Genomic DNA, 25,529 nt, shown 5'->3' with positions numbered 1-25,529 from the left:
AGTAAGCCTCTTAAATTAACTGCGATTACAGTTCAAAATCTGCTGGAGCAAAGCCTAAGGATGTACATATTTCCCTGGCAGCATTTTTTTCATCGTTATCGAAGTCACCATCACTCTTGGCAACGGCAATACCGACGCGTAAAGCAAGTTGTGCCGCTTCCGGCTGCTGTTTCAACGCCATAATGTATTTCATGGCTTCACCTTTGCCGATATCAGCATCAAATTCATAGCTACTGACCAGCTTATTGAAGAATTCGATAATTTCAGTGGTATCGAACACTTTTAGTTCGGGGGAGTTTTTGATAAATCCCACCATTTTTTGTTTTTCTTCAGAGCTGACACCATTGCTTGCCATCGCAACATGTGCGCATACCGCTACAGTACCTTCCATGAATTTTCTGTTTTTGAAACGGCCAACTTGATTGGCCAATTCTTCGCGACCAGCATTGAAAGCTGACTTAATTTTGTTTAAAAAGGACATAAATCCCTCCAATTATGTAATAACCGATTTATATAACAGCGCCTATATCACAGCAGAAGTCTCATTTACTGCCAGATGTCCAGCGAAAACCCCATCCGAAGGCTTTGTCCATTTCTTTGTGCCCACTGAAGTACTGGTTGATGCGTTCTACTCTGATGGCACCATTTTCGTTAACAAGACGGGCAACGGCACACATATTTTTGCGGTTGTGGCCTTCCGTCAGACGCGTTTCGATCGGAGGTTGCCCATTGACATAAATTGTGACAATACCGTCAGTGCTGTTCCAGTTAGGTACACCTTCGTAGATAAAGGCGTAGATCAGAACTTCACTGATGTTTTTCCATTCAAGACCATTGATGTGGAGCCATTCGCCGTCTTTGACATTACCCGTACGATCATCCCCTTGTAGCTGTACGTAGGGATCGTGATGGTAAGAGCCAAAACTCTCTCCTAATGCTTGTATAACTCCACGTGTACCATCACGAAGCCGGACGAATGCACCGAGATCCAGATCCACGCCTTTGTTGGTGTTAAAGATATTCTGGAACATTCCCCGATTAGCAGGAGCAGTGCTCTGATTCCAGTTCAGATTGATGCGTATCTCACCGTAGTTATCACGTTTATTCAGGCTGATAGCGGGTTTTTCTTTGGTAAGAGAAACCTTGCTCAGATTAACGCTGTTAGGAGCCGGCGTTGGTGTTGATATTGGCGCCTCATCAATAATATCAACACCAAAATGCTCAGCTAAGGGCTTGAGACCGCCATTAAATCCTTGAGCAATAAAGCGGAATTTCCACTCGCTGTTGCGGCGATAAAGTTCACCCAGAATCAAGGCGGCTTCTGAACGACCCTGAACTTCAACATGTCCCTGTAAGATCACGCTTCCGTTTAGTTCTACCTGAATAGAGAGATTGTGCAGGTTGGAGATAGTTTGATTGCCGTCGCAAGTCGCAGTAAATGCCACTTTCTGAACCTCTTGCCGCAGAGCGGGCAAGTTAACAGAAAACGCAGTATCGGTATTGCCACCGGACAGGCGAATGGTGTTATCGTCATTATTGGGCTGACCATAAAACACCATGTCCGGGTCCCCCTGAACTTTCCCGTTAGCATACAGACGGAAAGCGGAGACATCGACTGATGATCCGGAAAGTACCCTTATGGTCAGTGCCTGGTTGGAGACGGAGGCATTTCCTCCCGGAGTCAGGTTCATTAGCGCACCACCGTTTCAACGATTTGTGGAGACATATTTTCAATGGTACGCCCACGGCAAGCAACACCATGTGCGGTAAAATCCCACTGACCACTGTTACGGCACAGAGAAGAGATAATAATGCCAGTATGAGCGCCTTGTTCGTTTAACTGATAGCGCGCCAGCTCTTTGCCGTTTTGATCAACAACGCGGCAGAAAGCGTTCTCAACATCATTAAAGGTTTGGCCTCGAAAGCTATTAACGGTAAAGGCAAGATATTCAACATCGGCAGGCAGTTTGATCAAATCGACGCTGATGACTTCATCATCTCCGTCACCTTCACCAGTCAGGTTATCGCCGCTATGTTTTACAGAACCACATTCTGAATTCAGTTGACCAAACCAGACAACATCAAGGGTATTACCGAATTTATCAAGCAGGATGCAGCTTGCATCCAGATCGATTTCATTATTGTCTCCGCCGAATAAGCGTGACAAGAAACTTTTTTTTGGGGCTACAGGATCCCATCCCAGACCAAAATCAATTTTAGCCAGTGAAGTGCTCTGTTTACTGAGAGAGACTGACTGATTTTTACTTAATGAAACCATTAATAACACCTCTTATTTATCGGTGAATTGTTTTTATCGTGAATTGTTTTTTATCGTAAATCGTTATCGATGAATTGCGATAATTTCACTTATGGAAAAAATCATAATATGACCAGATATATGGTTAAAATCCTGTCATATTATGATCCCCACAAATTGCACATCTCTATTAAATGCATGATAGAGAGCAACCTGGCTTCGCTTTTTATGATTTCTTGTCCATGATAAAAAGTCAAACAAAATTTGATCATAAAAAATCATATTATGATTGACATAAGCAGAATCTCAGTTCTAGACTGCGATGCATATTTCACCGAATTTAGACTGGAAAACGAATGTATCCATTGTGACCAACGGCAATTTAGCAATAGGCATTTTTTGAGTAACAAGATTTAGTTTATGAAAGGGAAATTTATTTTATGAAAGCATCACAACTGTCACCGCATCACTTTTTGCAATGGCTGAAATTTTTTTAAAAGGCTTCTTTAGTATGACAGTATGTAATCATCTTCAGCGTTACCTATCTCAGGTTGATAACAGCCAGTTCTATAAGAAACAGTTAAATAGCGGAACTTTGACTGTTATGGCTGAACGTGGTGTAACGTCTTTGGAAACATTGTTTGATATTGCTGAACGCCGTAATCCTAAAAGAGCATTCTTATTTGTCAGCAAAGTATTGGGCCGCCATATTCCCGTCAGCCCATCTATTATGCGAGCTGTTTATCGGCAATTGTCAGAACAGTTTCCGATTAATTTGTCTGGCCCTGTGCTCTATATCGGTATGGCAGAAACGGCGGTCGGATTGGCCGCCGGCGTTTTTCAGGAGACGCGGCAAAACGTGGCCTCTTCGGTGTTTCTGACATCAACGCGCCATCCGGTAGAAGGTGAACTGTTGTGTGAATTTAAAGAGGATCATAGCCATGCAACAGATCATCTGATTTACTGGCCGAAAGAAAATCATCTGCGTCAACGGGTAAGCAGTGCCCGTACCCTTGTTCTGATCGATGATGAAGCGACTACCGGTAATACCTTTCTTAATCTGTTCGAGGCCTTGTGTCATGCCGGGCTGGATCAAATAGAACATATCATCACAGTGACACTGACGGACTGGAGTGGTCAAAGCATCATAAGACGCTGTCCGCTCCCTGTCTCTACTGTTTCTTTGATTGAAGGAAATTGGCAGTGGGAGGCAGATAGTTCTGCCCCTGTTCCTGTCATGCCTCAAGTCAATATCACAGCACGGGGAAAGACCGATATTATCGGTATTCAAAACTGGGGACGTCTGGGATTGGCTGATATTCAGTATGATCTTGGTACTGATATTCAGGCCAAAGCCGGTGAGAGGGTGCTGGTACTGGGTTCCAGCGAGTTTGTCTGGCAACCATTTTTGCTGGCGGAACGGCTTGAACAGGAAGGTGCATCTGTGAAGTTTGGCTCGACAACCCGTTCTCCTATCTCTTGTGGGCATGCAATTCAGTCTGTTATGGCATTTACGGATAATTACGGATTAGGAATTCCAAATTTCCTCTATAACGTTGCACACCAACAGTTCGATCGTATACTGCTTTGCCTTGAAACACCGAAAACCTCGGTTGATCCAGCGTTAATCGCGCAATTATCTCTTGTCGCTCCTTGTGTAGAAATTATAACTTATGATTAAGCCAGTTTTTAATACAACTATCGGAACTATAAATAAATGAATGGCTTTGCTCCTTTTTCTGGTTCTTATGCTGCTGATGATATCCAATTTTTGCTGGAACCCGTTCAGATTGAAATGACCCCGGTTGAGGTTAAAGAGCAGTTAATTCAATCTGGTGCTCGTCATTATTCTGATATGTTGAGTCAGGAACCAGAGCCAACCTCTTATCATTTAGATTTGTTCGATAAAGCGTTGCAACTGGGAGCTGCCAGACTGGCAACGGAAGTTGTCATGCTTGCCAATTCTCTGATATTACGCTTTGGTGATACACCGATTGTGCTGGCGAGTTTGGTCAGGGCGGGAGTGCCTTTAGGCGTCATGCTGCATCAAACTTTGCGGAAGATGGGAAAACGCTCTTATCACTATGGGATCAGTATCATACGGGACCGTGGTATTGACAACGTAGCACTGTCATTTATAGAACAGCAGCATGGCACGGAAGGGTTGGTGTTTGTAGATGGCTGGACAGGCAAAGGCGCAATCATGGCTGAATTATCCCGCTCGCTGGCAGGACGAGCTGGCTATTCGGCGATTCCCCGTTTGGTGGTGCTGGCTGATCCGTGTGGATGTTCATGGCTGGCAGCTTGCGATGATGATTGGTTAATTCCTTTCGGCATCATGGGAGCTCCTGTATCTGGGCTGATATCGCGTTCAATTTGGCGTGAAGAAGGGTTGCACGGTTGTGTGAAATGTGCTCATCTGAGTGAGTTTGAATGCAGCAAGTTGTTAGTTGATACTGTCGCGGAATACCGTGATCGCTTAGATTTGACGACCGTACCAGCAGCGGATTGGCAACCGCAGGAAAAAATGGCGTTGCTGCAATTGAGTAAGACCGTAATTTCAACGCTTGCTGACATCTATAAGATCGATAATATTAACCGTATCAAACCTGGAATTGCAGAAGCAACCCGCGCGGTCTTGCGGCGTATACCGGAACAGGTACTTGTCCGATCACTGGCTGATCCTGATATCGCTTTGCTGGTTTATTTAGCGCAGCAGAAAAATGTTGCTATTACAGAGGTGGGCGATTTAATAGGCCAATATCGCGCGGTAACGATTATAAAAAAAGTAGCATGAAAAGTAGCATGAAAAAGGTAGTCTGATGAAATCGATCCCTTCCGCAAATCAGCTTGGTGCAACGTTGTATATGCCAGCGACCCGCCAGAATATTACTGAGATTGTGCTGCACAATAAAGTTGTAGGGCTGCGCTCTCTGGTGATCTGTCTGGAGGATTCAGTCACTGAACAGGAAATCCCCCATGCTATCGAAAATCTCGTGTTTGTATTACAGGCACTGGCAGAGTCAAAGAATGCTGTTGCCGATATTAAACATCATCATCCTCTGATTTTTATCCGTCCACGCAATGAATCAATGGGACGATATTTGGTCGATACTGTTAATCTTAGTGCTGTCGCTGGCTTGGTTTTGCCTAAATTTACGCAGGTGTCATTATCTGAATGGTGGGAGATTGTCGCCGCAACTCATCTTGGGATCATGCCGACATTGGAAACTGAAGATGTTTTTGATGTGCAACAAATGAATCAACTCGCCGATAAGCTTAAATCCCACCCTTGTTATGAGCGTATTATTGCTTTACGTATTGGTGGTAACGATCTGATGAACCTGATTTCTATGCGGCGCTCGCGTGACCTTACCTTATATGATGGCCCGATGGGGTATGTGATCAAAATGCTGGTAGCTGTTTTTGGCTCGCGGGGTTTTCATTTAACTGCGCCGGTTTGTGAGCATATTGATAATCTGGAGTTGCTTGAGAAAGAGCTGGCACTGGATATAGCTCATGGACTTGTTGGGAAAACGGCTATTCATCCGGGGCAAATAGAACATATTCATCGGGCCTTGATGGTGAATACTCGTGATTACGATGATGCTTTACAGATCCTCAATTCAAATCAGGCGGTATTCAAATTTCAGGGGGCAATGTGTGAACCTGCTACGCACTGGCGTTGGGCGGTGAATATTCTGGAACGGGCGAAATATAACGGCCTCTGTTCGGGAGCTGGTGGAGAAAACTATGGAACTTTTAACCTGTTTTAATATTGATTTACCAGAACGAAAAGCTATGCTGGATGTTGTGTTTATAGTTGATATTAGGAATTAGTATTCCTGACCCGGTAATTGAAAACGATGTTACTTAGCCCCAAACAACTTAGAAATTTCAAATTAACTTTGCTACTTTCGCATGAAAAGCCTGTCAGTAAGGTGAAGGTGATCGAGGCACTCAGTTGTTCTGAACCGACACTGACTCGCACCTTAAGAGAATTGAGGGATCATTATTGTGCTGACATCCGGTTTAGCAAAATGGGAAACACTTACCAATTAGTTGATAAGGGGATGTTAACCAGGAAAGAAGTCCGCAGAATTGAAGAACTGCTTACTCAGCATAACAACTTTAAATCTAAGGAAGCGACCAGCCATGTATACCTTGATAAGGAGAAAAAAAGATCGATTTCACTGTCGTTGAGGATGTCTGTTATCAGAAAAATAGATGGGCTGTCCAACAGGCTCGGTGCGACCAGAAGTGAAACAGTTGAAATGGTTGTAGACAGATTTATTGAGGAGTTACAGAAAGAAACAGCCCGTAACAATTCATCACGAAAAAAAGGAGTTTCCCGTAATGCCAGCAAATGATATCAGGCTGGCATCAGGGGAGAGACATGTTGGATAGAATTCTTTGTTAATGATGGTGGCGTGTAAGTTTATCCAGATATCCCATCACAAATGCTGATATAACAAAAGTGAGGTGGATAATGACATACCACATCAATTTATTGTCTGGAACATTGCGGGCATCCATAAAGACACGCAGTAAATGAATTGATGAAATGGCAACAATAGAAGCCGCAACCTTATTTTTGAGTGACGTCGCGTCCATTTTTCCCAACCAATTCAACTTTTCCTTGTTTTCCTCAATATCCAGTGTGGAAACAAAGTTTTCGTAGCCGGAAAACATGACCATTACCAACAACCCACCAACCAGTGCCATGTCAATCAGAGAAAGTAGGGTCAGGATAAGTTCTGATTCAGCAACCGAAAAGATATGTGGCAGGATGTAAATGATTTCCTGAAAGAATTTTATAGCCAGAGCAAACAGGGCCAGTGATAAACCAAAATAAACGGGTGCAAGTAGCCAGCGAGAGGCATACATAGCGTTTTCTATAAATCGTTCCATGGTGTTTTGAATATGTTGTAAAAGGAGCCGTATTATAGATCAAGATTGTGTGAGCTATGAAATACATCTCATTGTTTGTTTCTCTTCTCCTATATTGGGAATTATCTCTGCCAGTAGTGGGAGATCCCCTTTCTCCTTTAGGAAAAATTTCCCCACCATAAATGTTATTCGTTGGTACACCCTATTAAATAAAGTTATATAAATGAATATTAATTGTTAATTAATTGTGCAATTCTGCGTGTGTCATTATTTGATTCATGTGGGATTTATTGGCAGAGAAAAATATCGCAGCGTTATTTGCGTCAATCCCTTTGAGTTCGTTACAGAGTTTTTTTGCGGTATGGCAATGATATTTTGGCAAATCAACAATGGACAGTGATTGAAATGAATAAGCAAAATACAGATCTATTTAAGAATACCCCATCCGAAATTAATCTATTCAAAACTAATTTATTCAAAACGAAACCATGTGTACTTTACTATGCCGTTGCTTGTTGTCTTGCGGCTGGCAGCGTCGGAGCATATGCGGAAAATTATATTGAAACTGGTAAGTTGGGCGATCCTGCCAGTTGGCACTCAGGTGAATTCCTTGCAGAGTGGGGGCTTGGTGCTATTCACGCAGATGAAGCATATGCAAAAGGCTATACCGGTAAAGGGATCAAACTAGGAATATTTGATCAGGCTGTTTACGCTAAGCATCCTGAGTTTGTAGGAAAAGATAAGGTGATCAATCTTTACACCTTCGGAATACGTGAGTATACCGATCCCTATATTGCGGTGAAGAAAGGTGATCCCTTCTCTTACGATGGTACGCCGAGCCAACAACGGGGGGGCAAATTGGGAAATCACGGTACTCATGTTGCTGGTATTGCTGCCGGTAGCCGTGATGGCGGGAAAATGCATGGTGTGGCCTATGATGCCCAAATCATTAGTGCTGAAAATGGCGATCCCGGCCCTGAGGATGGCATTATTTTAGGTAATGACGGTGGTGTATATCAGGCTGGATGGGATGCACTGATAGCAAGTGGAGCCCGTATTATCAATAACAGTTGGGGCATTGGTATTGATAAAAAGCTTGAAGATGCAGGGAGGGATCCCAAAGGGCCACATTTCCATCTGGAACATGCCCAGAAACAGTTCGATCAAATCAAACCAATATTGGGAACAAAACCGGGTGGTGCGTATCAGGGCGCAATTGATGCCGGGCGTAATGGCATTGTGACCATTTTTGCTGCGGGTAACAGCGGCAACTATAATGAACCGGATGCTATAGCGGGTTTGGCCTGGTTTGTCCCAGATATAGCACCAAACTGGTTGACGGTTGCCAGTGTGCAAAAGGATGCGAATAGCAGCAATAAAATTCCCTATAGTATCAGTGGATTTTCATCCCGCTGTGGTTATACCGCCAGTTTGTGTGTCAGTGCACCTGGTAGTTACATATATAGCTCAGTGATAAATGGCACAAGTGTGGATACGCTAAAAACCGATTATGAAAAATTCAGTGGCACTTCAATGGCAGCCCCTCACGCTGCTGGTGGTATTGCTATTCTGATGGAGCGTTTCCCGTATATGAGTGGTGCTCAGGTTTCTTCTGTGCTTCGTACTACTGCTACTGATATGGGCAAACCAGGCATTGATGAGATTTACGGTTGGGGAATGATTAACCTCGGTAAAGCGATAAATGGCCCTGGCATGTTTTATACGGCAGAGGATATTCCAACGACTTTTCGTATTCCTGATCCAGAGGGTGTTATTTATGGGGATGGACAGTTTATCGCTGATATTCCCGGCGTTGGTGCTGTTCTCGACAAAGGCAAACCGACCGAACGTGTTTGTGAAGGCAGACAGTGTGAATTTGATATCTGGAGTAATGATATCAGTGGCCACGGTGGGTTAACCAAACAGGGTAATGGTGCGTTATTTCTCACTGGCAAGAATACTTATTCTGGCCCGACAGTCGTTAAACAGGGATTATTGGGGATCAGCGATTTGCTGGCTTCCTCTGTTCTGGTAAAAGATAACGGTGTATTCAGTGGTTATGGCACCCTCGGTTCCCTTGTGGTTCAGCGTGGAGGAACGGTCAGTCCGGGTTATTCTATTGGTAAACTCAATGTTTCTCGTGAAGTTACCTTTGAGTCTGGCTCCCGTTATTCTGTTGAAATCACATCTGCTGGACGCAATGACAGCATCCATGCAGGGGGTAAGGTACAAATCAACGGCGGTAAGGTAGAAATCGCTCTCCTGAACAGTAATAACCTCCTTTCTCGCGATAATCTTGCTGAAGATAAAGCGTATAACCTGACAGGTCGGCAGTATCATATTCTCAGTACAGAAAAAGATATCAGCGGGCGTTTTGATAAAGTTGATTCTAACTACCTCTTTTTGAACACTAACTTGTCATATCAACCCAGTCAAGTGACGCTCAATATAGCCCGTAATAATACCGCTTTTGCCGATGTAGCACTGACGCAGAATGAACGCTCTGTGGCTGGTGCTGTTGATTCCCTCGGTGCGGGTAATCCGGTTTACGAGAGTATTTTGCCTTCTACTTCTGCCGATCAGGTTCGTCCTGCTTTCAAACAACTTGATGGACAGATCCATGCGGACATAACTTCTGCATTGGTTAATGAAAGCCGTTACTTGCGTGATACCCTGAATGCCCGATTGAGGCAGGCTGAAGGTCGTTCGTTATCATCCGGTATTTATGCGGAGAATAATAACGTAGATAGTAATCATGCAGATGGTAATCATGGAGAGAATAAGGGAGCGTGGGTTCGTTTGCTTGGGGCATGGAGTCATGGCTCCGGTACACTTAATGCTACTGGCTATCAGTCTTCCACTTACGGGGTACTACTCGGAGCTGACGGTTCGATTGATAATTATAGTCATTTTGGTATCGCCACTGGTTATACCCGTACCTCTCTTGACGGTGGCTACCATACCAGTGCCGACAGTAATAATTATCACATCGCTCTTTATGGTGATCGTCGCTTTGGTGATCTGGCGCTGCGTACCGGAGGTGGATACACCTGGCATCGCATTGATACCAATCGTCCTGTCAACTATGGCTATCAGTACGATCGCGGGGAAGCAAAATATGGTGGTCGGACGGCACAGTTATTCGTTGAAGCTGCGTACAATCTGCCTGTAGCTCCGGTAAGTCTGGAACCGTTTATAAATCTTTCTTATGTTGGTTTCCGTAATAATGGTATTAACGAAAATGGTGGCCCCGTAGCGCTTCAGGCTGATAAACAACATACAGAAGCAACGCTTTCCACACTTGGATTACGTGCTAACCATGATTGGCAGACCAAGTGGGGAGCGACTGTTGCCCTGCATGGTGAGTTAGGTTGGCAACACCAGTATGGTGAACGTGAACGCGCGGTGAGTTCAGCGTTTCGTGGAAGTAACAAAATTTTCGTTACCCACAGTGTTCCGGTTTCGCGTGATGGCCTTGTCTTGAAGGCAAATGCTGAAATGACAGCAGGCAAGAATGTGTCATTTACGCTTGGTTATAGTGGATTGTTATCTTCCGCACATCAGGACAATAGTGTTAATGCTGGTTTTGTCTGGCGGTTCTGACGATAGGTGTATAACTAATATCTAGAACAATTATCAATATTGCACCGTAAAATCCGTCTCTGGACGGATTTTACGGCAGGCAAATTCCCTTATGATCTTGTTATATCAACTTTTGTTATGGCAATGAACACTAAATTCCGGCGATAACTTACTGACGCCTAATCCATTCATTTTTTCTACTTTGATTTGCACAGGGATACGCTCTTTCATCGCTTCAACATGGCTGATAACACCGATGGTTTTTCCTGTTGCATTCAGGTGATCGAGAGCATCCAGAGCGATATCAAGGGTTTCTGAGTCCAGAGTACCAAAGCCTTCATCAAGGAACAGGGATTCTATCTGAGTTTTGTTGCTGACCAGATCAGACAGAGCCAATGCCAGCGCCAGACTAACGAGGAAACTCTCACCACCTGAGAGGGTTTTGGTATCTCGAATTGCATCGGCTTGCCAGGTATCGACAATCTGTAATTCTAATCCACCATCATCTTTGCTTTGTCGTTTTCGCTGTAGATAGTAGCGGCCGTGTAATTTTTCTAACCGAATATTTGCCAGATAGACTAAATGATCCAATGTTAACCCTTGAGCAAAACGCCGGAACTTGGCACCATCAGCGGAGCCGAGTAAGTTATTGAGATAGCTCCAGTCATCGTAGTTTTGTTGTGAAAGGGCAATTTGTGTCAGTAGTTCCTGTTGCTGATGCCGACGATTAGCATCGCTGTTGAGTCGGTTTTTTACTGCGCCTTGTAGCTGATTATTTTGTTTCAGTTCATCGGTGATATTAGCCAAGAGTTCGGTTACTTGTGACGGTTCGTATTGTTTCAGCAGTAACGGTGATTTTTCTCTATGCCGTTGTAATATAACTTCTGATTCGTAGTATCGTGTTTTAGCTTGCAGGCTCTGTTTGGTCAGTTGTTCTTGTAATTGTTGCAGAACTTCTCGCTGTTCAGGCATCAGCAAAGCTTGCTCAAAAGCAGCTTGATTAGAAAAACCTTGTTGTTGCAACCCTTGTTGGAAAGCGTTGGATGTTAATTTACACTCGGTTTCGGCAGTGTGATAGTTTCGTTCAATTTCACTGGCTGCGCCCGTTAATTGATTCATTTTGTCCTGTAACTGCTGCAAAGCTGTCGTCGCTTGTTTATAGGCGGTATCCAATTTATTTGTCTTTTGCTGTAATTCCTGACGGATGGCACTGATGGATTGTTCGCCAAATAATTGATAACGCTCTTGTTGTGTTTTTTGCAATAACAGTTTTTGCTGTTGTTGCTGTTCACTCAATGTTTGCAGTTTATCGATCAGCTTATCTTTTTGCTTTTTCAGTTCATCAAGTTTACTTTGCAGGGCTGCCTGTTCCCGTTGTAATTGTTGCCACTTTTCTCGCGAAGCGTGATAGTTTTTTAATTCGTTATCACGTAGCTGTAACCAGTTCTCAGCCTCCGGCGGTTCCGGTAGTACAAATGGCGTATCATGTAATTCGGAGGTTAGCTGTTCTGTTATGGTTGTGCATTCTGCTTCTGTCTGGCGCAGCTCTGCTGTATTTTCAGTTAATTGTCTCTGATAAGTATCTTGTTTGACCCTTTCCAGAGCGATTTCTTGTTCGTACGATTTTGACTGTTCACGATGATTCGATAGCGATTTTTCCGCAGTCTGATACTGTTTTTCAGCTTGTAATAGTGTTTCGTACTGTTTCTGGTGTTGTAGGTAAGCCGCTTTCCGTTGATCAATAAAATGACCTATATCCCCTGTTTCTGCTGATAATTCATCTACTGTAAATTCAGAGGATTGTAGCTGTTGGTAATGGTGTTGCCACTGTTTAATCATCTCTGCCAGTTGAGAGGTGAGGTGTGTAATGGATTGCTGTAATTGCTCACTTCGCTCTTGTTGAAGCTGCTGTTTTTGCTGTAAAGCAGAGCGTTCTCCTTGTAACTGTTCTGTTTTCTGGCTCAGGACTTTTAAGCGCTCTTCTGATTTTGGCAGGGCGATATTTTGGTATTCGGTGATCAAAGGGTGATGCGTTGCCCCACAAAGCGGACAGGCTTCACCTTCCTTCAATTGGTTGCGTTCTTGTTCCAGGCTGATGATCCGCTGTTCCAGACGGATACGTTCAGCTAAATCCTGATGATGTTGCTGCGTTTCTGTTAATTGCAGTTCAAGAGCGGTTATCTGAGTGGGTAAAGGTTCCAATAATATCTGAGTTTGTGCAAGTTGTGCCTGATTATCTGAAATCGTTGCCTGTAATTGCTGGATCTGGGGCTGCAAAATCTCCAGTTGGTTTTGTGAACTGAGTTGTGACTGGTAATCTGATAACTGTTTTTGTAACTGTTCCAATGGGTGAATGGCCTGCAAGCTACTCAGTTCTTTTTCGGCAAGGATCAGTTCATCCTGTAATGGCTGGTTTTGTGCAGCTTGTTGTACCAGCGCCGTATTTAAGGCATTCAGATGCTCATTTGTACAGGTTAGCTCAGTGGTAATTTGCTGGTTTTTTTGTCTGAGCCTGGTTATATGGCTTTGTTTTTCTTTCTGGCGAGAAAAGAGCTGTTTCCATTCAGGCAGTTTACTTTCTATCTTACGGAAATAAGAGTGTTCTTCGTAGTATGTTTCCAGCGTTTTTTGTTCTTTATTCAGTGTGGTGTACTGAGTTTTCGTCACTTGATATTGAGACAATATTTCTGTCAGTTCACGATGATATGCAGTAACTTCTTTTTCTTGAGTGAGCAAATCTTTCGATTGAATTTCAATCTTATGATCGAGTGGCACAATGTGCTCAGCAATCAGTTTTTCCTGCCGCATATGGTGCTGTATATGCTCTTTTTGGGTATTTTCCAGCTCAACCTGCTTTCGTTGGGCTGGTTGTAATAAAGAACATTGTTGTTCAATCTCATGTGCTATTTTTTTGTGTTGCTCATCAAGCCGTTGCTTTTCATTACAAGCCCGATTTTGAGCATCCCACAATGAGCGAAGTTTTTCGGCAGGCTCACTGACAGCCAGTTGTTGTAATTGGGGGTAGGCATCTTGAATAGCTTGCTCTGCCTGCTGAAAAAGTAATTTGTTATTAGTTAATGTTTGCTCTAATTCATTTTGTCGTACGAGCCAATGTTCGGTTGTCTGTAAGTCTTTAATTTGTTGGTTGAGCTGAATTTCTGCTGCGATAAGCTGTTGTTGCTGATTTTGGGATTCTTCGATCTGTGCCAGAGTTAATAATTCAATTGAAGAAGCCTTTGCTTGTTGGATACTTAATTCAGATTGGGCGTCTTTGTAGCGTTGATAAATTTCCTGCGACAGGATGCCATAAATTTCTGTACCGGTTAGTTCTTCCAGTAGATCGGCACGGTCTTTATCATCTGCATTTAGGAATGCGGCAAAATCACCTTGTGACAGGAGGATAGATTTAGTAAAACGTTTGAAATCAAGACCAGTTATTTCAGCAATTTTCTCTTTTTTATCCGGTATCTTGTCAGCTAAAATCTTGCCTGTTTTTTTGTCTGCTAATTCTCCTTTCGGGTGCTGGAGTTTGCCGTCAGCTTGATTGCGGGCACGACGCTGGCTCCAGAAGGCACGATAAGCAACCCCTTTAACTTCGAACTCAACTTCTGACAAGCATTCGGCTGTATGGCGGGTCATTAATTCATTCTGATTGGCTGAAATGGTCTTGAGCCGTGGGGTTTCGTGATATAAGGCGAGGCAGATAGCATCCAACAAGGTCGTTTTTCCTGCACCTGTCGGGCCGGTAATAGCAAATAATCCGTTACTGGCAAAAGGCTCTGCTGTGAAATCGATTTTCCATTCACCCTGTAGGGAATTAATATTTTTTAGCCGTAAGCTAAGAATTTTCATGCTATTGCATCCTACTCTTTTTTCTGAGCCATTGTTTTTGAACTATAGTTTTTGAACTATAGTTTCTGAGTCGTTATTACTGGGTATGTTGCTGAGCAATATCGTCCAGTGTTTGCCTGAAAAGGGTAGTCAGGCGTTGTTTCTGCGTTTGATCGTCAATTTCGGCTAATGCCAGTCGTCTTTCGAAAACTTCGTATACACTCAATTCGGTAAGTGTCTCTTTGTTTTTTTCCGACAATAAGATTTGTCGTGTGGTTTTACTACGCCGTAAAAGGATAATTTCGACTGGCAGATCGACAACCATAGACTGAATGCGTTTCTGAATGTCATGCAGGTAATCTTGAGTTGCAACTTCAATATCCAGCCAAATAGGACGTTCTCCCTGATAGTCACTGAAAGTTTGTAATTGTTCCTCGATTTGCTGCAAATTCCCCCGGATTAATTGCATGGGCTGATAAGCAGGAATGGGTAACAGGGTGACACCATTAAACTTGTCCTCCTTAAATTCAACCAAACAGACACTTTTCTCTTGCCCGACTTCATCGAAACTTAAGGGGATGGGTGAGCCACTGTAACGAATATATTCAGCCTGATTGATAAGTTGTGGACGATGAATATGCCCCAGAGCAATATAGTCAGCAGGAGGAAACGCTTGAGCGGGGAAGGCATCCAGTGTGCCAATATAAATATCTCGGACAGAATCCGAGGTAGAAGCCCCTACAGTGGTCAGATGCCCGGTTGCGATAATCGGCAGAGGGCGACCAAGTTGTTCCCGTAATAGGCAAGCCTGTTGATAGAGCTGATGATAGTGTTCCGTAATAGCATCTTGTAGTACCTGCTGTTTCTGGATGGCTGATTGCCCCGCTTGGCTTATCATGATATCCCGTGGGCGCAGATAAGGAATGGCACAGAGAATGGCTCCAGGTTGACCACTTTTGTTATTCAGTAACTTAATTTGTTGTTGGATATCAGTTTCTGCACAAGCAATGACGGTAGTATTCAGGTAAGAAAATAAGGTCTTTGATTCATTGAGTGTGGCGACGGAATCATGATTTCCACCAAGAATAACGAGCTGACAGCCAGTAGATTGTAAGTCCACGACAAACCTGTTGTATAACTCACGGGCGTAACTGGGTGGAGAGCCCGTATCAAAAACATCTCCGGCGATAATCAAGGCATCAACCTGATATTCATTTATTTGCCCAATAAGCCACTGTAAGAAGTGTTGATGCTCTGCGGCACGATTTTTGGTAAAGAAATATTGCCCAAGATGCCAGTCTGACGTATGAATGATTCGCATATTTTTTACTCTGTTTTTCTTACCTTGCTTTTCTTGTTTTGTTTTTTTTTGCTGTTTCAGCTTTCCGCTTTTCCGTCCGGCTATTAATTATAATGAGTACTCAAGGGATGTCGTGTGTAATTATGATTTCATTCGCAGGTTTTCGAGCAGCTTCGCAACCACAATGAAATATGGCAGCGATGTCATAAATTCCCTGTAATGTTGATTACAGTTTTATGATGAAGACGGCAGGATTTCATAAAACTGTAATAAAATTGACTCACAATGAATTACTGTGAGTTTTGCTGACGTCAATAATATTGGCAGGATTAACCATGGTTAGACGTATTTTGGTTGTTGAAGATGAAACCCCGATTCGTGAAATGGTGTGTTTTGTGCTGGAGCAGAACGGGTATGAACCTGTTGAAGCAGAAGATTATGATACAGCTATCGGGCGTTTGTCGGAGCCTTACCCTGATTTAGTATTATTGGACTGGATGCTGCCTGGTGGCTCAGGAATACAAGTTATTAAACAAATGAAGCGCAGCAGTAATACCAAAGATATTCCTGTCGTCATGGTGACTGCGAGGGGAGAAGAAGAAGATCGGGTTCGTGGGCTTGATGTTGGCGCAGACGATTACATCACTAAGCCATTTTCTCCAAAAGAATTGATTGCTCGTGTTAAAGCTGTATTGCGTCGTATATCTCCCATGGCAGCGGAAGACATTATCAATATGAATGGGTTGATGTTGGATTCCGTATCCCATCGAGTTTCCAGTCAGGGGCAGGATGTGGATATGGGGCCAACAGAATTCAAACTGCTCCACTTTTTCATGACACATCCTGAACGTGTTTATAGCCGTGAACAGTTACTCAACTATGTATGGGGAACGAATGTTTATGTGGAAGATCGTACTGTTGATGTGCATATCCGTCGATTACGTAAGGCGCTTGAAACCGATGGACACGATAAAATGGTACAGACTGTTCGTGGTACAGGTTATCGTTTCTCCACCCGTTATTAATCTGTCTGGTTTTTATCGCTTGGATTTTTGTGGATAGATTTTGTGTGGATAGTCTTTATGTCGAAGTCCTTATGTGGATAGGTCTTATGTGGGCAGATTTGTTGAATACCACTTAGTGAACAAAACCAGATGAGCAAAATCAGGTAAAAAGTTAAGTAAAACAAATAATTATGATAAGCATTTAATTTCATGCCGGAGAGAATCACGTGCTGGAGCGGTTATCCTGGAAGCAGTTAGTACTGGGTCTGTTTGTTTTTTGTCTGCCTGCGATCATTTTATCTTTCTTTATTGGTCAGTTGGCGTGGTTGCTGGTGGTTGCATTATTGCTGGCTCTGGTATGGCATGGTTACAACTTGCTGAAATTATCAGACTGGCTTTGGCTGGATCGCAGTATGTTGCCTCCTTCAGGTCGTGGTGGTTGGGAACCCATATTTTATGGCATTTATCAGTTGCAGCAACGTAACCGTAAGCGTCGTCGGGAGTTGGCATTACTGATAAAACGGTTCCGTAGTGGGGCGGAATCATTACCGGATGCGCTGGTGATGATGACAGTGGAAGGTAATATTTTCTGGTGTAATCGCTTAGCTCAACATTTATTAGGATTCCGCTGGCCTGAGGATAATGGGCAGCCTATTTTTAATTTGCTTCGCTATCCTGATTTCAGTCGTTATATGACTGCGGGCGATTTTACTTACCCTCTTTCTATCGAATTAAATAATAGTCATTTGGTGGAATTCCAGTTAATGCCATATGCAGAAGGGCTACTATTGATGATCGCCCGTGATATTACACAAAAGCGGCGATTGGAAAATTTCCGACGCGATTTTTTTGCCAATGCCAGTCATGAGTTGAGAACACCATTAACAGTACTGCAAGGTTATCTGGAAATGATGCAGGATCAGGAGCTGAGTAGAGAAACAAACCAGAAAGCGATCGGGATAATGCAGGAGCAGATCCGAAGAATGGATGGTCTGGTTACACAACTATTGCATCTCTCCAGAATTGAAATCGGATCGCAGGTGGATATGCATGATATTGTTGATGTGCCTGCTATGTTGGCTTTATTGCAGCAAGAAATGCTGACACTGGCAGATAAACGGTATGATATTGCGTTTGATATCGATGAAAAACTACGGGTTTTCGGGAATGAAGAACAACTGAGAAGTGCAATGTCGAACCTTGTTTACAATGCGATTAACCACACAGTGGAAGGTACTCGCATTGTAGTTAGTTGGTCTAGATTCTCTCAGGGAGCACTGTTCAAAGTCGAAGATAATGGTCAAGGGATCAGCCAAGAACATTTACCGCGCCTGACTGAGCGTTTTTATCGGGTTAATCGTGCTCGTTCACGACAAACAGGTGGAAGTGGGTTGGGGTTGGCGATCGTGAAACATGCTTTGCTTCATTACAATACACATCTCGATATTTCAAGCACTGTAGGCAAGGGTTCCACATTTAGTTTCTTGTTGCCTCAGCCGCTTGTTGTCTCTGATATAGGTAAACTGATTAAAAAATCAAAAGGTTAATGTAATTAATGGTAATAACACGGGCAAAAAAATGATTTATTAATCAAAGTGAATAAAAAAAGTGCAAATCATATAGTGTGTATTCAATGATAGATGATAATAATCACTAGTTTTAAAAATTAGTTTGAGATATTACTCTGCTTTTTGGTTTGTTACTTGCCTTTTAGCGCTATAAAAGTTTTACTTGGAGGCAGTTGTTGGCGATTCTAGCTGTTCTTACCACTACCATTCTGTGTCTTGCGAGTATCAGGAAATATGATACTTATCACTGACTGTTAAACCAGGATCCTGTTTCGCCAGTGAAAATTCAAGTATTTGTAATAGTAACTATTGCATATGCAATTCTTTCAGTAACAATAAGTTAACAATCATTATGACATACCGTTTATCATCTAAGGATATTTGGGCATTAGGCTTTATGACTTTTGCTCTGTTCGTTGGTGCGGGAAATATCATTTTTCCACCTATGGTTGGCTTGCAGGCGGGTGAGCATGTTTGGGTCGCTGCCGCTGGTTTTTTGCTTACTGCTGTAGGTCTACCTGTCATTACCGTTATTGCTTTGGCGAAAGTAGGTGGCGGGATTGAAGCACTGAGTTCCCCTATCGGTAGGACTGCGGGTTTAATACTGGCGACTGTCTGTTATCTGGCTGTTGGCCCGCTGTTTGCAACACCGAGAACTGCGACAGTTTCTTTTGAAGTAGGTATTGCTCCGTTGGTAGGCTCCGGAGAACTTCCGCTTTTCATTTACAGCATAATCTATTTCTTACTGGTGGTTTTGGTCTCACTTTATCCGGGCAAATTACTGGATAGCGTTGGACATGTGTTGGCACCAATCAAAATACTGGCATTGGTAATTCTGGGCGTTGCCGCTGTGTTATGGCCAGCGGGCCATTCTATTCCTGCTATTGAGACTTATCAGGAAATTCCGTTTTCAAATGGTTTTGTGAATGGGTATTTAACCATGGATACCCTTGGCGCAATGGTATTTGGCATTGTTATTGTTAATGCTGCGCGTTCCAGAGGGGTGGAATCTTCTTCATTGTTGACCCGCTATACTATGTGGGCTGGTTTGATTGCAGGGCTTTGTCTGGCTCTGGTTTACCTCTCTTTGTTCAAATTGGGGGAAGGCAGCGGCATACTAGTACCAAAAGCTGACAATGGTGCGACTATCCTGCATGCTTATGTTCAGAGTGTTTTTGGTAACTATGGAAGCTTTTTTCTTGCGGTATTGATCTTCATAGCCTGTATGGTAACTGCAATAGGCTTAACCTGCGCTTGTGCTGAGTTCTTCAGCCGTTATCTGCCGCTCTCTTATCGCACATTGGTTCTAAGCCTGGGGTTGTTCTCCATGCTGGTTTCCAATTTGGGTTTGAGCCATCTGATTACATTTTCAATTCCGGTGCTCACAGCAATTTATCCGCCTTGTATCGCACTGATATTATTAAGTTTTACTATTCGTTGGTGGAATAACTTCACCCGTATTCTGGCTCCTGCTATGTTGGTCAGCCTGATGTTTGGGGTTTTGGATGCCATGAAATCATCTGAGTATTTATCACACTTACTGCCTAAATGGGCAACTCATTTGCCATTAGCAAATCAAGGGCTGGCATGGTTAATACCGACGCTGTTGTCAGTGGTAGTATTTGCTATTTATGATCGCATTGCGGGAGAAAGCAAACTTCCAAAGCATGAAATCCAGCAGGGATAAGGCTGATATACAACTCATTAATTCTTCTGTAAGAAAATAATTCGGGCGGCATAAATCAATGCCGCTTTGATACCTGTTGGCTCTGTCTTTCCTATAAAATAATAATAATATCTATCAATAAATATAAAACTAAATTCCACTATATATCTTTTCATAATAGTGAGAATATTGGCATGTGGTGTTTCCTTACCCCACACATCGTGCGAGGTAAGGAATAGTCCTGTCATTTTGAAAAGCTATATAGATTATAACTAATAAATTTTCTGTTGAACTCAATAATTATTAGAAGATGCTTGGTGGGTAAATTTAAGGGTTATTGATGAAAATGAATAAAAAATGCAAATCATATATTATGCATTCAATTATAGATAATAATAATCACTATTTTTAAAAATTAGTTTAGGATATTATTCTGCATTTTGGTTTGCTACTTGTCTTTTGGCGATATAAAAGCTTTACTTATGGTCTGTTATTGGCGATTCTAGTTGTTACTATCATTTTTTATCTTACGGGTATCATTGAATATAAAACGCTCCCCGCATTAAAGTAAGAATTTAGTCTCACCAATGAAAATTTCAGTAATTGCAATAGTTACTTTATTTACATGCGTAACTAAATATATAGCATTTACTATTTCATATTTAACAATAATTTATTATCAATCACTATGGCATATCGTTTATCATCTAAAGATATTTTGGCATTAGGTTTTATGACCTTTGCCTTGTTTGTTGGAGCGGGAAATATTATTTTTCCGCCTATGGTTGGTTTGCAGGCGGGTGAGCATGTTTGGATTGCTGCTGCTGGTTTCTTGATTACTGCGGTAGGCCTACCAGTCATCACCGTTATTGCTCTGGCGAAAGCAGGGGGCGGAATTGAAACGTTGAGTTCTCCTATCGGTAAAATGGCGGGCTTAGTACTGGCGACTGTCTGTTATCTGGCTGTTGGGCCGCTGTTTGCAACACCAAGAACTGCAACGGTTTCTTTTGAAGTGGGTATTGCGCCGCTGACAGGAGACGGTAAGCTTCCGCTTTTTATTTATAGCGTCATCTATTTCCTACTGGTGATCCTCATTGCACTTTATCCGGGGAGATTACTGGATAATATCGGACGTATACTGGCTCCTGTCAAAATGCTGGCGCTGGCTATCCTGGGTATTGCGACATTATTGTGGCCTGCTGGTAGCCCTATCCCTGCCTCTAATACTTATCAGGAAATCCCATTCTCAAATGGTTTTGTGAATGGATATTTAACTATGGATACACTGGGGGCAATGGTATTCGGCATTGTTATCGTTAATGCTGCGCGTTCCAGAGGAGTGGAGTCTTCTATATTGTTGACCCGTTACGCTATGTATGCGGGTTTGATTGCAGGGCTTTGTCTGACTCTGGTTTACCTCTCTTTGTTCAAATTGGGGGAGGCGAGTGGAACGTTAATACCAACAGCTAAAAATGGTGCAGAGATCCTGCATGTTTATGTTCAGAATACTTTTGGAAATTATGGGAGCTTCTTACTGGCGGTATTGATTTTCCTTGCCTGTATAGGAACAGCAGTCGGTTTGACCTGTGCTTGTGCTGAGTTTTTCAGCCGTTATCTGCCGCTCTCTTATCGTTCTCTAGTTCTGAGCCTGGGGTTGTTCTCTATGCTGGTTTCTAATTTGGGTTTGAGCCATCTGATTGCATTTTCAATTCCGGTGCTTACGGCAATTTATCCGCCTTGTATTGCATTGATATTATTGAGTTTTACAAAACGTTGGTGGAATAATTTCACCCGTATTTTGGCTCCCGCTATGCTGGTTAGCCTGGCATTTGGGATCCTGGATGCGGTTAAAGCGTCTGAGTATCTGGTTCACTTATTACCAACATGGGCAGAATATTTGCCATTGGCAGAGCAAGGGCTGGCATGGTTAATGCCGACTCTGTTGTCTGTCATGGTGTTTGCTATTTACGATCGCGCCGTAGGCTCGACAAAAATCCCAAAGCATGAAGTTCAACAGGAGCAGCTTTGACAGTCGATAAATCCATAAATTGGTCTAGCCTAATTGGCTAGATTAATAAAAACAAATATGCTCAAAATGTGTACATCATGAAGTGATGTTATGGGAAAAGTTAACATCTACAATGCGAAAACCAACCTGTCCAAAATTGTTCAGAAAGTTGCTCGCACTGGAGAACCCGTGGTGATCGCCAAAGATGGTCATGCACTGGTTAAAGTCGTCGCATACAGAGAAGAGAAGCCTAAGCAAAAATTAGGTTTCCTGAAAGGCAAAGGTAGTATTCCCGCTAATTTTGACGATATGAACAGCGCAGAACTTATTGATATGTTCGAAGGAAAATATTCTTAATGGAAGTGCTGTTAGATACCAACATCTTGTTGTTTATGGCATATGAACCGGAAAAACTGAAAACTGATATTATTGATCTTCTGGAAGATACTGGCAAAACCCTTTGTTTTAGTGCGGCGTCTATATGGGAGGTAATCATTAAAAGCAAGTTGATAGATTTTGTCAGTGATTACATTACCGTAATCCCTAACAGATAGCCAAAATGAGTACGAATCATTTGGCTATTTAAATTGGTCGCAATCTGATTGAAGTTCATTTGTTATTTTAGGGGCGTTCATTGCCCCTAAAATAATTTATTGTTTAGCTGTTCTTATTTATACCCGTCGTCTTTCAAGTTACATCTTTGTTGGCTGCATCTTGAAATCCATAAGATATAGTTGCTAATCATTAGTAGCCAATAGCTGCGCCAGCAGGTCGGCGTACATCATTGGCACCATAGATATATCCTTCGCGAACTTTGCCTGAGACGAAGGAATCATTGCCTGATGAATTGGCTGGAGAAACACCAGCAGCACCCGGTAAACCTATCATGATTAATTCAGTTGCGCCCCATGGAGTCTGCTCTACCATTTTGTACCCCATTTTTTTCAGTAAATTTAAGGTGTCTTTCGAAAGGCCACGTTGTTCATAATAGACTTCATCTGGCAGCCATTGATGATGAATGCGCGGACTGTTAACTGCTTCTTGCGGGGGCATACCAAACTCAATGATATTCAAAGCAGCCTGTAAGGTGATAGAGATAATCCTTGAACCACCCGGAGAGCCCAGGACCAGAAAAATTTTATTATCTTTAGTCACGAGTGTCGGACTCATGGATGATAGTGGGCGCTTACCAGGGGCGATGGAGTTGGTTGCTCCTTGAACTAATCCATACATATTCTTTTCCCCAACCTTAGTGGTAAAGTCATCCATTTCATCGTTCAGGAAAAAGCCAGTACCAGGGGCGATGACAACAGCACCAAAGCGCCCATTAATGGTATAGGTTGTTGATACTGCGTTACCATCTTTATCTACGACAGAATAGTGGGTTGTTTCTGGTTTTTCGTGTGGGCCAATACCCGGTTGAACCTGTTTTGACGGAGTTGCTTTGTTTGGCTGTATCTCTTTTCTGATAGATTCTGCATAGCTTTTACTTAATAGACGATCAAGCGGATTTTTGATAAACGCAGGATCACCAAGGTAAGTATTTCTGTCTATGTAGGCGTGGCGCATGGCTTCCGTCAATGTATGGATATAGGCGGCAGAGTTGAATCCCATGGATTTGAGATCGTAACCTTCGACAATGTTCAGTATTTCGCACAGTGTGACGCCACCGGAGCTGGGAGGAGGGGAAGAGATAAATTTATATCCGCGATAGCTACAGGTGACTGGTGTGGTTTCGGTGATAGTGTAATTGGCAAAATCAGTCGCTGTAATGATCCCTCCAGATTTCTTTGAGGTTTCCTCAATGATTTGTGGAATTTTACCGTGATAAAAGGCATCTGGCCCTTGTTTGGCAATCATCTCCAGCGTGTTGGCTAAATCAGTTTGAACCAGTCTGTCTCCTGGCTGGAAAGGCGTTCCATCTTTGCGCAGGAAGATGCGGGCAGTTTCTGGATCTTGAGCAAAGCGTTTGACAGTGGTGTCCATAATATCCGTATCACCACGGGTCAGGATATAACCTTCACGTGCCAGCTTGATTGCCGGTGCCATGACTTGCTCCCGGGTTAACGTACCGTATTTTTGCAGTGCGGTATCCAGTCCCATAACTGTGCCGGGCACACCGATGGCTTTATAACCATATAAGCTGGCACCTTTAATAACATTACCTTCTTTATCCAGATACATATTGGCACTGGCAGCCGCTGGTGCTGTTTCACGAAAATTAATGAAAGTATCTGTACCATCTGCCAGATGGATGGTCATAAAACCCCCTCCACCGATATTCCCGCAGCAGGGATTGACCACAGCTTCTGCATAGCCCACAGCAACCGCAGCATCAATAGCATTGCCCCCCATTTTGAGGATATCAATACCAACTTGTGATGCCAGATGTTGTGCACTGACTACCATGCCTTGTTTGGCTTCAACAGCAAGTTCGGTAGCAGCATAAAGAGTAGAGGATACGAATAACGAGATAGCGATGAGCGGGATTTTCCATGTCTTGAGCATTTTTGCTCCTTATCTTCGGGTTGTTGAATAAAAGCCCTAGAAAATTATAAGGTTTTTGTTAATTATTTGTGATGTTACCTTATAGAAAACCTGGGATTTTGGGAAGGTGAATTTTTGGGCGTCTGTCAAAAAAACCAGCCGATAGTACGGCTGGTTTGAAGGCTCCGTTAACAATGTGAAGCTATTAACGGATTGAATACTGACGGAGATTACAGTTTGTCAGCATTTTTGGTCAGGTACTTAGCTACGCCTTCTGGGGAAGCGCCCATACCTTCTTGACCTTTGGCCCACTGTGCAGGACAAACTTCGCCGTGTTCTTCGTGGAATTGCAGTGCATCAACCATACGCAGCATTTCGTCAATGTTTCGGCCCAGTGGCAGATCGTTAACAACCTGATGACGAACAACCCCATTTTTATCGATCAGGAAAGAGCCACGTAAAGCAACCCCCGCTTCTGGGTGCTCAATACCGTATGCTTTCATGATGTCACGTTTGATGTCAGCAACCATTGGGTATTTGACTTCGCCGATACCGCCTTCGTTGATTGGGGTCTTGCGCCATGCGTTGTGAACGAATTCAGAGTCGAAAGAAACACCGATAACTTCAAAACCGCGTTTTTGGAATTCTTCATAACGGTGATCGAAAGCAATCAGCTCTGATGGACAAACGAAAGTGAAGTCCATTGGCCAGAAGAAGATAACGGCTGGACGACCATTCAGATGTTTTTTCAGGTTGAAGTTATCAACGATCTCACCGTTACCGAGAACCGCAGCAGCTGTAAAGTCAGGGGCTTGGCGGGTTACTAAAACCATAATTGACTCCTGTGATTTTAAAAAATTCTACCCTTAGGTATTTGTGGAAACGGGCTACAGCATAAGGAATTAGGTTATAGCAATAAAGGATAAAATACCAATT

Annotated in this window: 18 protein-coding genes; 10 read left to right on the top strand and 8 right to left on the bottom strand. The window is 43.0% G+C overall.

All coding sequences use genetic code 11. The features are described 5' to 3' along the window. Window positions 1-25 precede the first annotated feature (25 nt). The 3 genes from Xind_RS06635 to Xind_RS06625 form a co-directional block, all read right to left on the bottom strand. Window positions 26-481: a tellurite resistance TerB family protein gene (locus tag Xind_RS06635; RefSeq protein ID WP_047678316.1), complete on the bottom strand. Its 456-nt coding sequence runs from the start codon at window positions 479-481 to the stop codon at window positions 26-28. A gap of 61 nt (window positions 482-542) precedes the next feature. Then, on the bottom strand, window positions 543-1,691 hold the full coding sequence (locus Xind_RS06630; protein ID WP_047678318.1) for a TerD family protein: 1,149 nt from the start codon (window positions 1,689-1,691) through the stop codon (window positions 543-545). Beyond that, on the bottom strand, window positions 1,691-2,278 hold the full coding sequence (locus Xind_RS06625; protein WP_047678321.1) for a TerD family protein: 588 nt from the start codon (window positions 2,276-2,278) through the stop codon (window positions 1,691-1,693). The genes Xind_RS06630 and Xind_RS06625 overlap by 1 nt, the downstream gene beginning before the upstream one ends. 490 nt (window positions 2,279-2,768) lie before the next feature. Here Xind_RS06625 and Xind_RS06620 point away from each other — a divergent pair, with 490 nt between their 5' ends. The 4 genes from Xind_RS06620 (at window position 2,769) to Xind_RS06605 (ending at window position 6,627) form a co-directional block, all read left to right on the top strand. Further along, the gene (locus Xind_RS06620) at window positions 2,769-3,938 is read left to right on the top strand and encodes a phosphoribosyltransferase domain-containing protein (protein ID WP_047678324.1); all 1,170 of its coding nucleotides are present in this window, start codon (window positions 2,769-2,771) and stop codon (window positions 3,936-3,938) included. Window positions 3,939-3,974: 36 nt separating this feature from the next. Next, window positions 3,975-5,054: a cysteine protease StiP family protein gene (locus Xind_RS06615; RefSeq protein WP_187649708.1), complete on the top strand. Its 1,080-nt coding sequence runs from the start codon at window positions 3,975-3,977 to the stop codon at window positions 5,052-5,054. A gap of 25 nt (window positions 5,055-5,079) precedes the next feature. Then, window positions 5,080-6,033, top strand: a complete 954-nt coding sequence (locus tag Xind_RS06610) for an HpcH/HpaI aldolase/citrate lyase family protein (RefSeq protein ID WP_047678330.1) — start codon at window positions 5,080-5,082, stop codon at window positions 6,031-6,033. A 90-nt stretch (window positions 6,034-6,123) separates the two neighbouring features. Then, the gene (locus Xind_RS06605) at window positions 6,124-6,627 is read left to right on the top strand and encodes a hypothetical protein (RefSeq protein WP_047678333.1); all 504 of its coding nucleotides are present in this window, start codon (window positions 6,124-6,126) and stop codon (window positions 6,625-6,627) included. Between the two features lie 46 nt (window positions 6,628-6,673). Here Xind_RS06605 and Xind_RS06600 read toward each other — a convergent pair whose 3' ends face one another. Continuing rightward, window positions 6,674-7,168, bottom strand: coding sequence for a TIGR00645 family protein (locus tag Xind_RS06600; RefSeq protein ID WP_187649707.1), 495 nt, complete (start codon window positions 7,166-7,168; stop codon window positions 6,674-6,676). Between the two features lie 384 nt (window positions 7,169-7,552). Here Xind_RS06600 and Xind_RS06595 point away from each other — a divergent pair, with 384 nt between their 5' ends. Beyond that, window positions 7,553-10,750 carry an autotransporter domain-containing protein gene (locus Xind_RS06595; protein ID WP_187649706.1) on the top strand — a complete coding sequence of 1,066 codons (3,198 nt, stop codon included), beginning with the start codon at window positions 7,553-7,555 and terminating at the stop codon, window positions 10,748-10,750. A gap of 105 nt (window positions 10,751-10,855) precedes the next feature. On the opposite strand, the gene Xind_RS06590 is transcribed toward Xind_RS06595, so the two are convergent. Together Xind_RS06590 and sbcD are read right to left on the bottom strand one after the other, a co-directional pair. Next, a complete protein-coding gene (locus Xind_RS06590) occupies window positions 10,856-14,581 on the bottom strand; it encodes an AAA family ATPase (protein WP_187649705.1) in 3,726 nt (1,241 codons plus the stop codon). A gap of 76 nt (window positions 14,582-14,657) precedes the next feature. Further along, complete coding sequence (sbcD, locus tag Xind_RS06585) at window positions 14,658-15,881, bottom strand: exonuclease subunit SbcD (protein ID WP_047678344.1); 1,224 nt, start codon at window positions 15,879-15,881, stop codon at window positions 14,658-14,660. 314 nt (window positions 15,882-16,195) lie between these two features. Between sbcD and phoB the strand changes: the two genes are divergently transcribed. From phoB to Xind_RS06560, 5 genes are all read left to right on the top strand, one after another. Then, complete coding sequence (phoB, locus tag Xind_RS06580; protein ID WP_187649704.1) at window positions 16,196-16,885, top strand: phosphate regulon transcriptional regulator PhoB; 690 nt, start codon at window positions 16,196-16,198, stop codon at window positions 16,883-16,885. A gap of 206 nt (window positions 16,886-17,091) precedes the next feature. Next, window positions 17,092-18,411 carry a phosphate regulon sensor histidine kinase PhoR gene (gene phoR / locus Xind_RS06575; protein ID WP_187649703.1) on the top strand — a complete coding sequence of 440 codons (1,320 nt, stop codon included), beginning with the start codon at window positions 17,092-17,094 and terminating at the stop codon, window positions 18,409-18,411. 373 nt (window positions 18,412-18,784) lie between these two features. Then, complete coding sequence (brnQ, locus tag Xind_RS06570) at window positions 18,785-20,119, top strand: branched-chain amino acid transport system II carrier protein (protein ID WP_187649702.1); 1,335 nt, start codon at window positions 18,785-18,787, stop codon at window positions 20,117-20,119. A 667-nt stretch (window positions 20,120-20,786) separates the two neighbouring features. Then, complete coding sequence (gene brnQ, locus Xind_RS06565; protein ID WP_047678359.1) at window positions 20,787-22,127, top strand: branched-chain amino acid transport system II carrier protein; 1,341 nt, start codon at window positions 20,787-20,789, stop codon at window positions 22,125-22,127. A 90-nt stretch (window positions 22,128-22,217) separates the two neighbouring features. After that, on the top strand, window positions 22,218-22,463 hold the full coding sequence (locus Xind_RS06560) for a type II toxin-antitoxin system Phd/YefM family antitoxin (protein ID WP_187649701.1): 246 nt from the start codon (window positions 22,218-22,220) through the stop codon (window positions 22,461-22,463). A 387-nt stretch (window positions 22,464-22,850) separates the two neighbouring features. Here Xind_RS06560 and ggt read toward each other — a convergent pair whose 3' ends face one another. Next, entirely contained in the window at window positions 22,851-24,614 is a 1,764-nt protein-coding gene (gene ggt / locus Xind_RS06555; protein WP_187649700.1) for a gamma-glutamyltransferase, read from the bottom strand. A 209-nt stretch (window positions 24,615-24,823) separates the two neighbouring features. Beyond that, a complete protein-coding gene (locus Xind_RS06550) occupies window positions 24,824-25,426 on the bottom strand; it encodes a peroxiredoxin C (RefSeq protein WP_047678367.1) in 603 nt (200 codons plus the stop codon). Window positions 25,427-25,529 lie beyond the last annotated feature (103 nt).

Source organism: Xenorhabdus indica (assembly GCF_014467235.1).
Taxonomy (GTDB): Bacteria; Pseudomonadota; Gammaproteobacteria; order Enterobacterales; family Enterobacteriaceae; genus Xenorhabdus; species Xenorhabdus indica.
The sequence above is the reverse complement of the archived record's forward strand: the minus strand, read 5'-3'. Positions and strand labels throughout refer to the sequence as shown.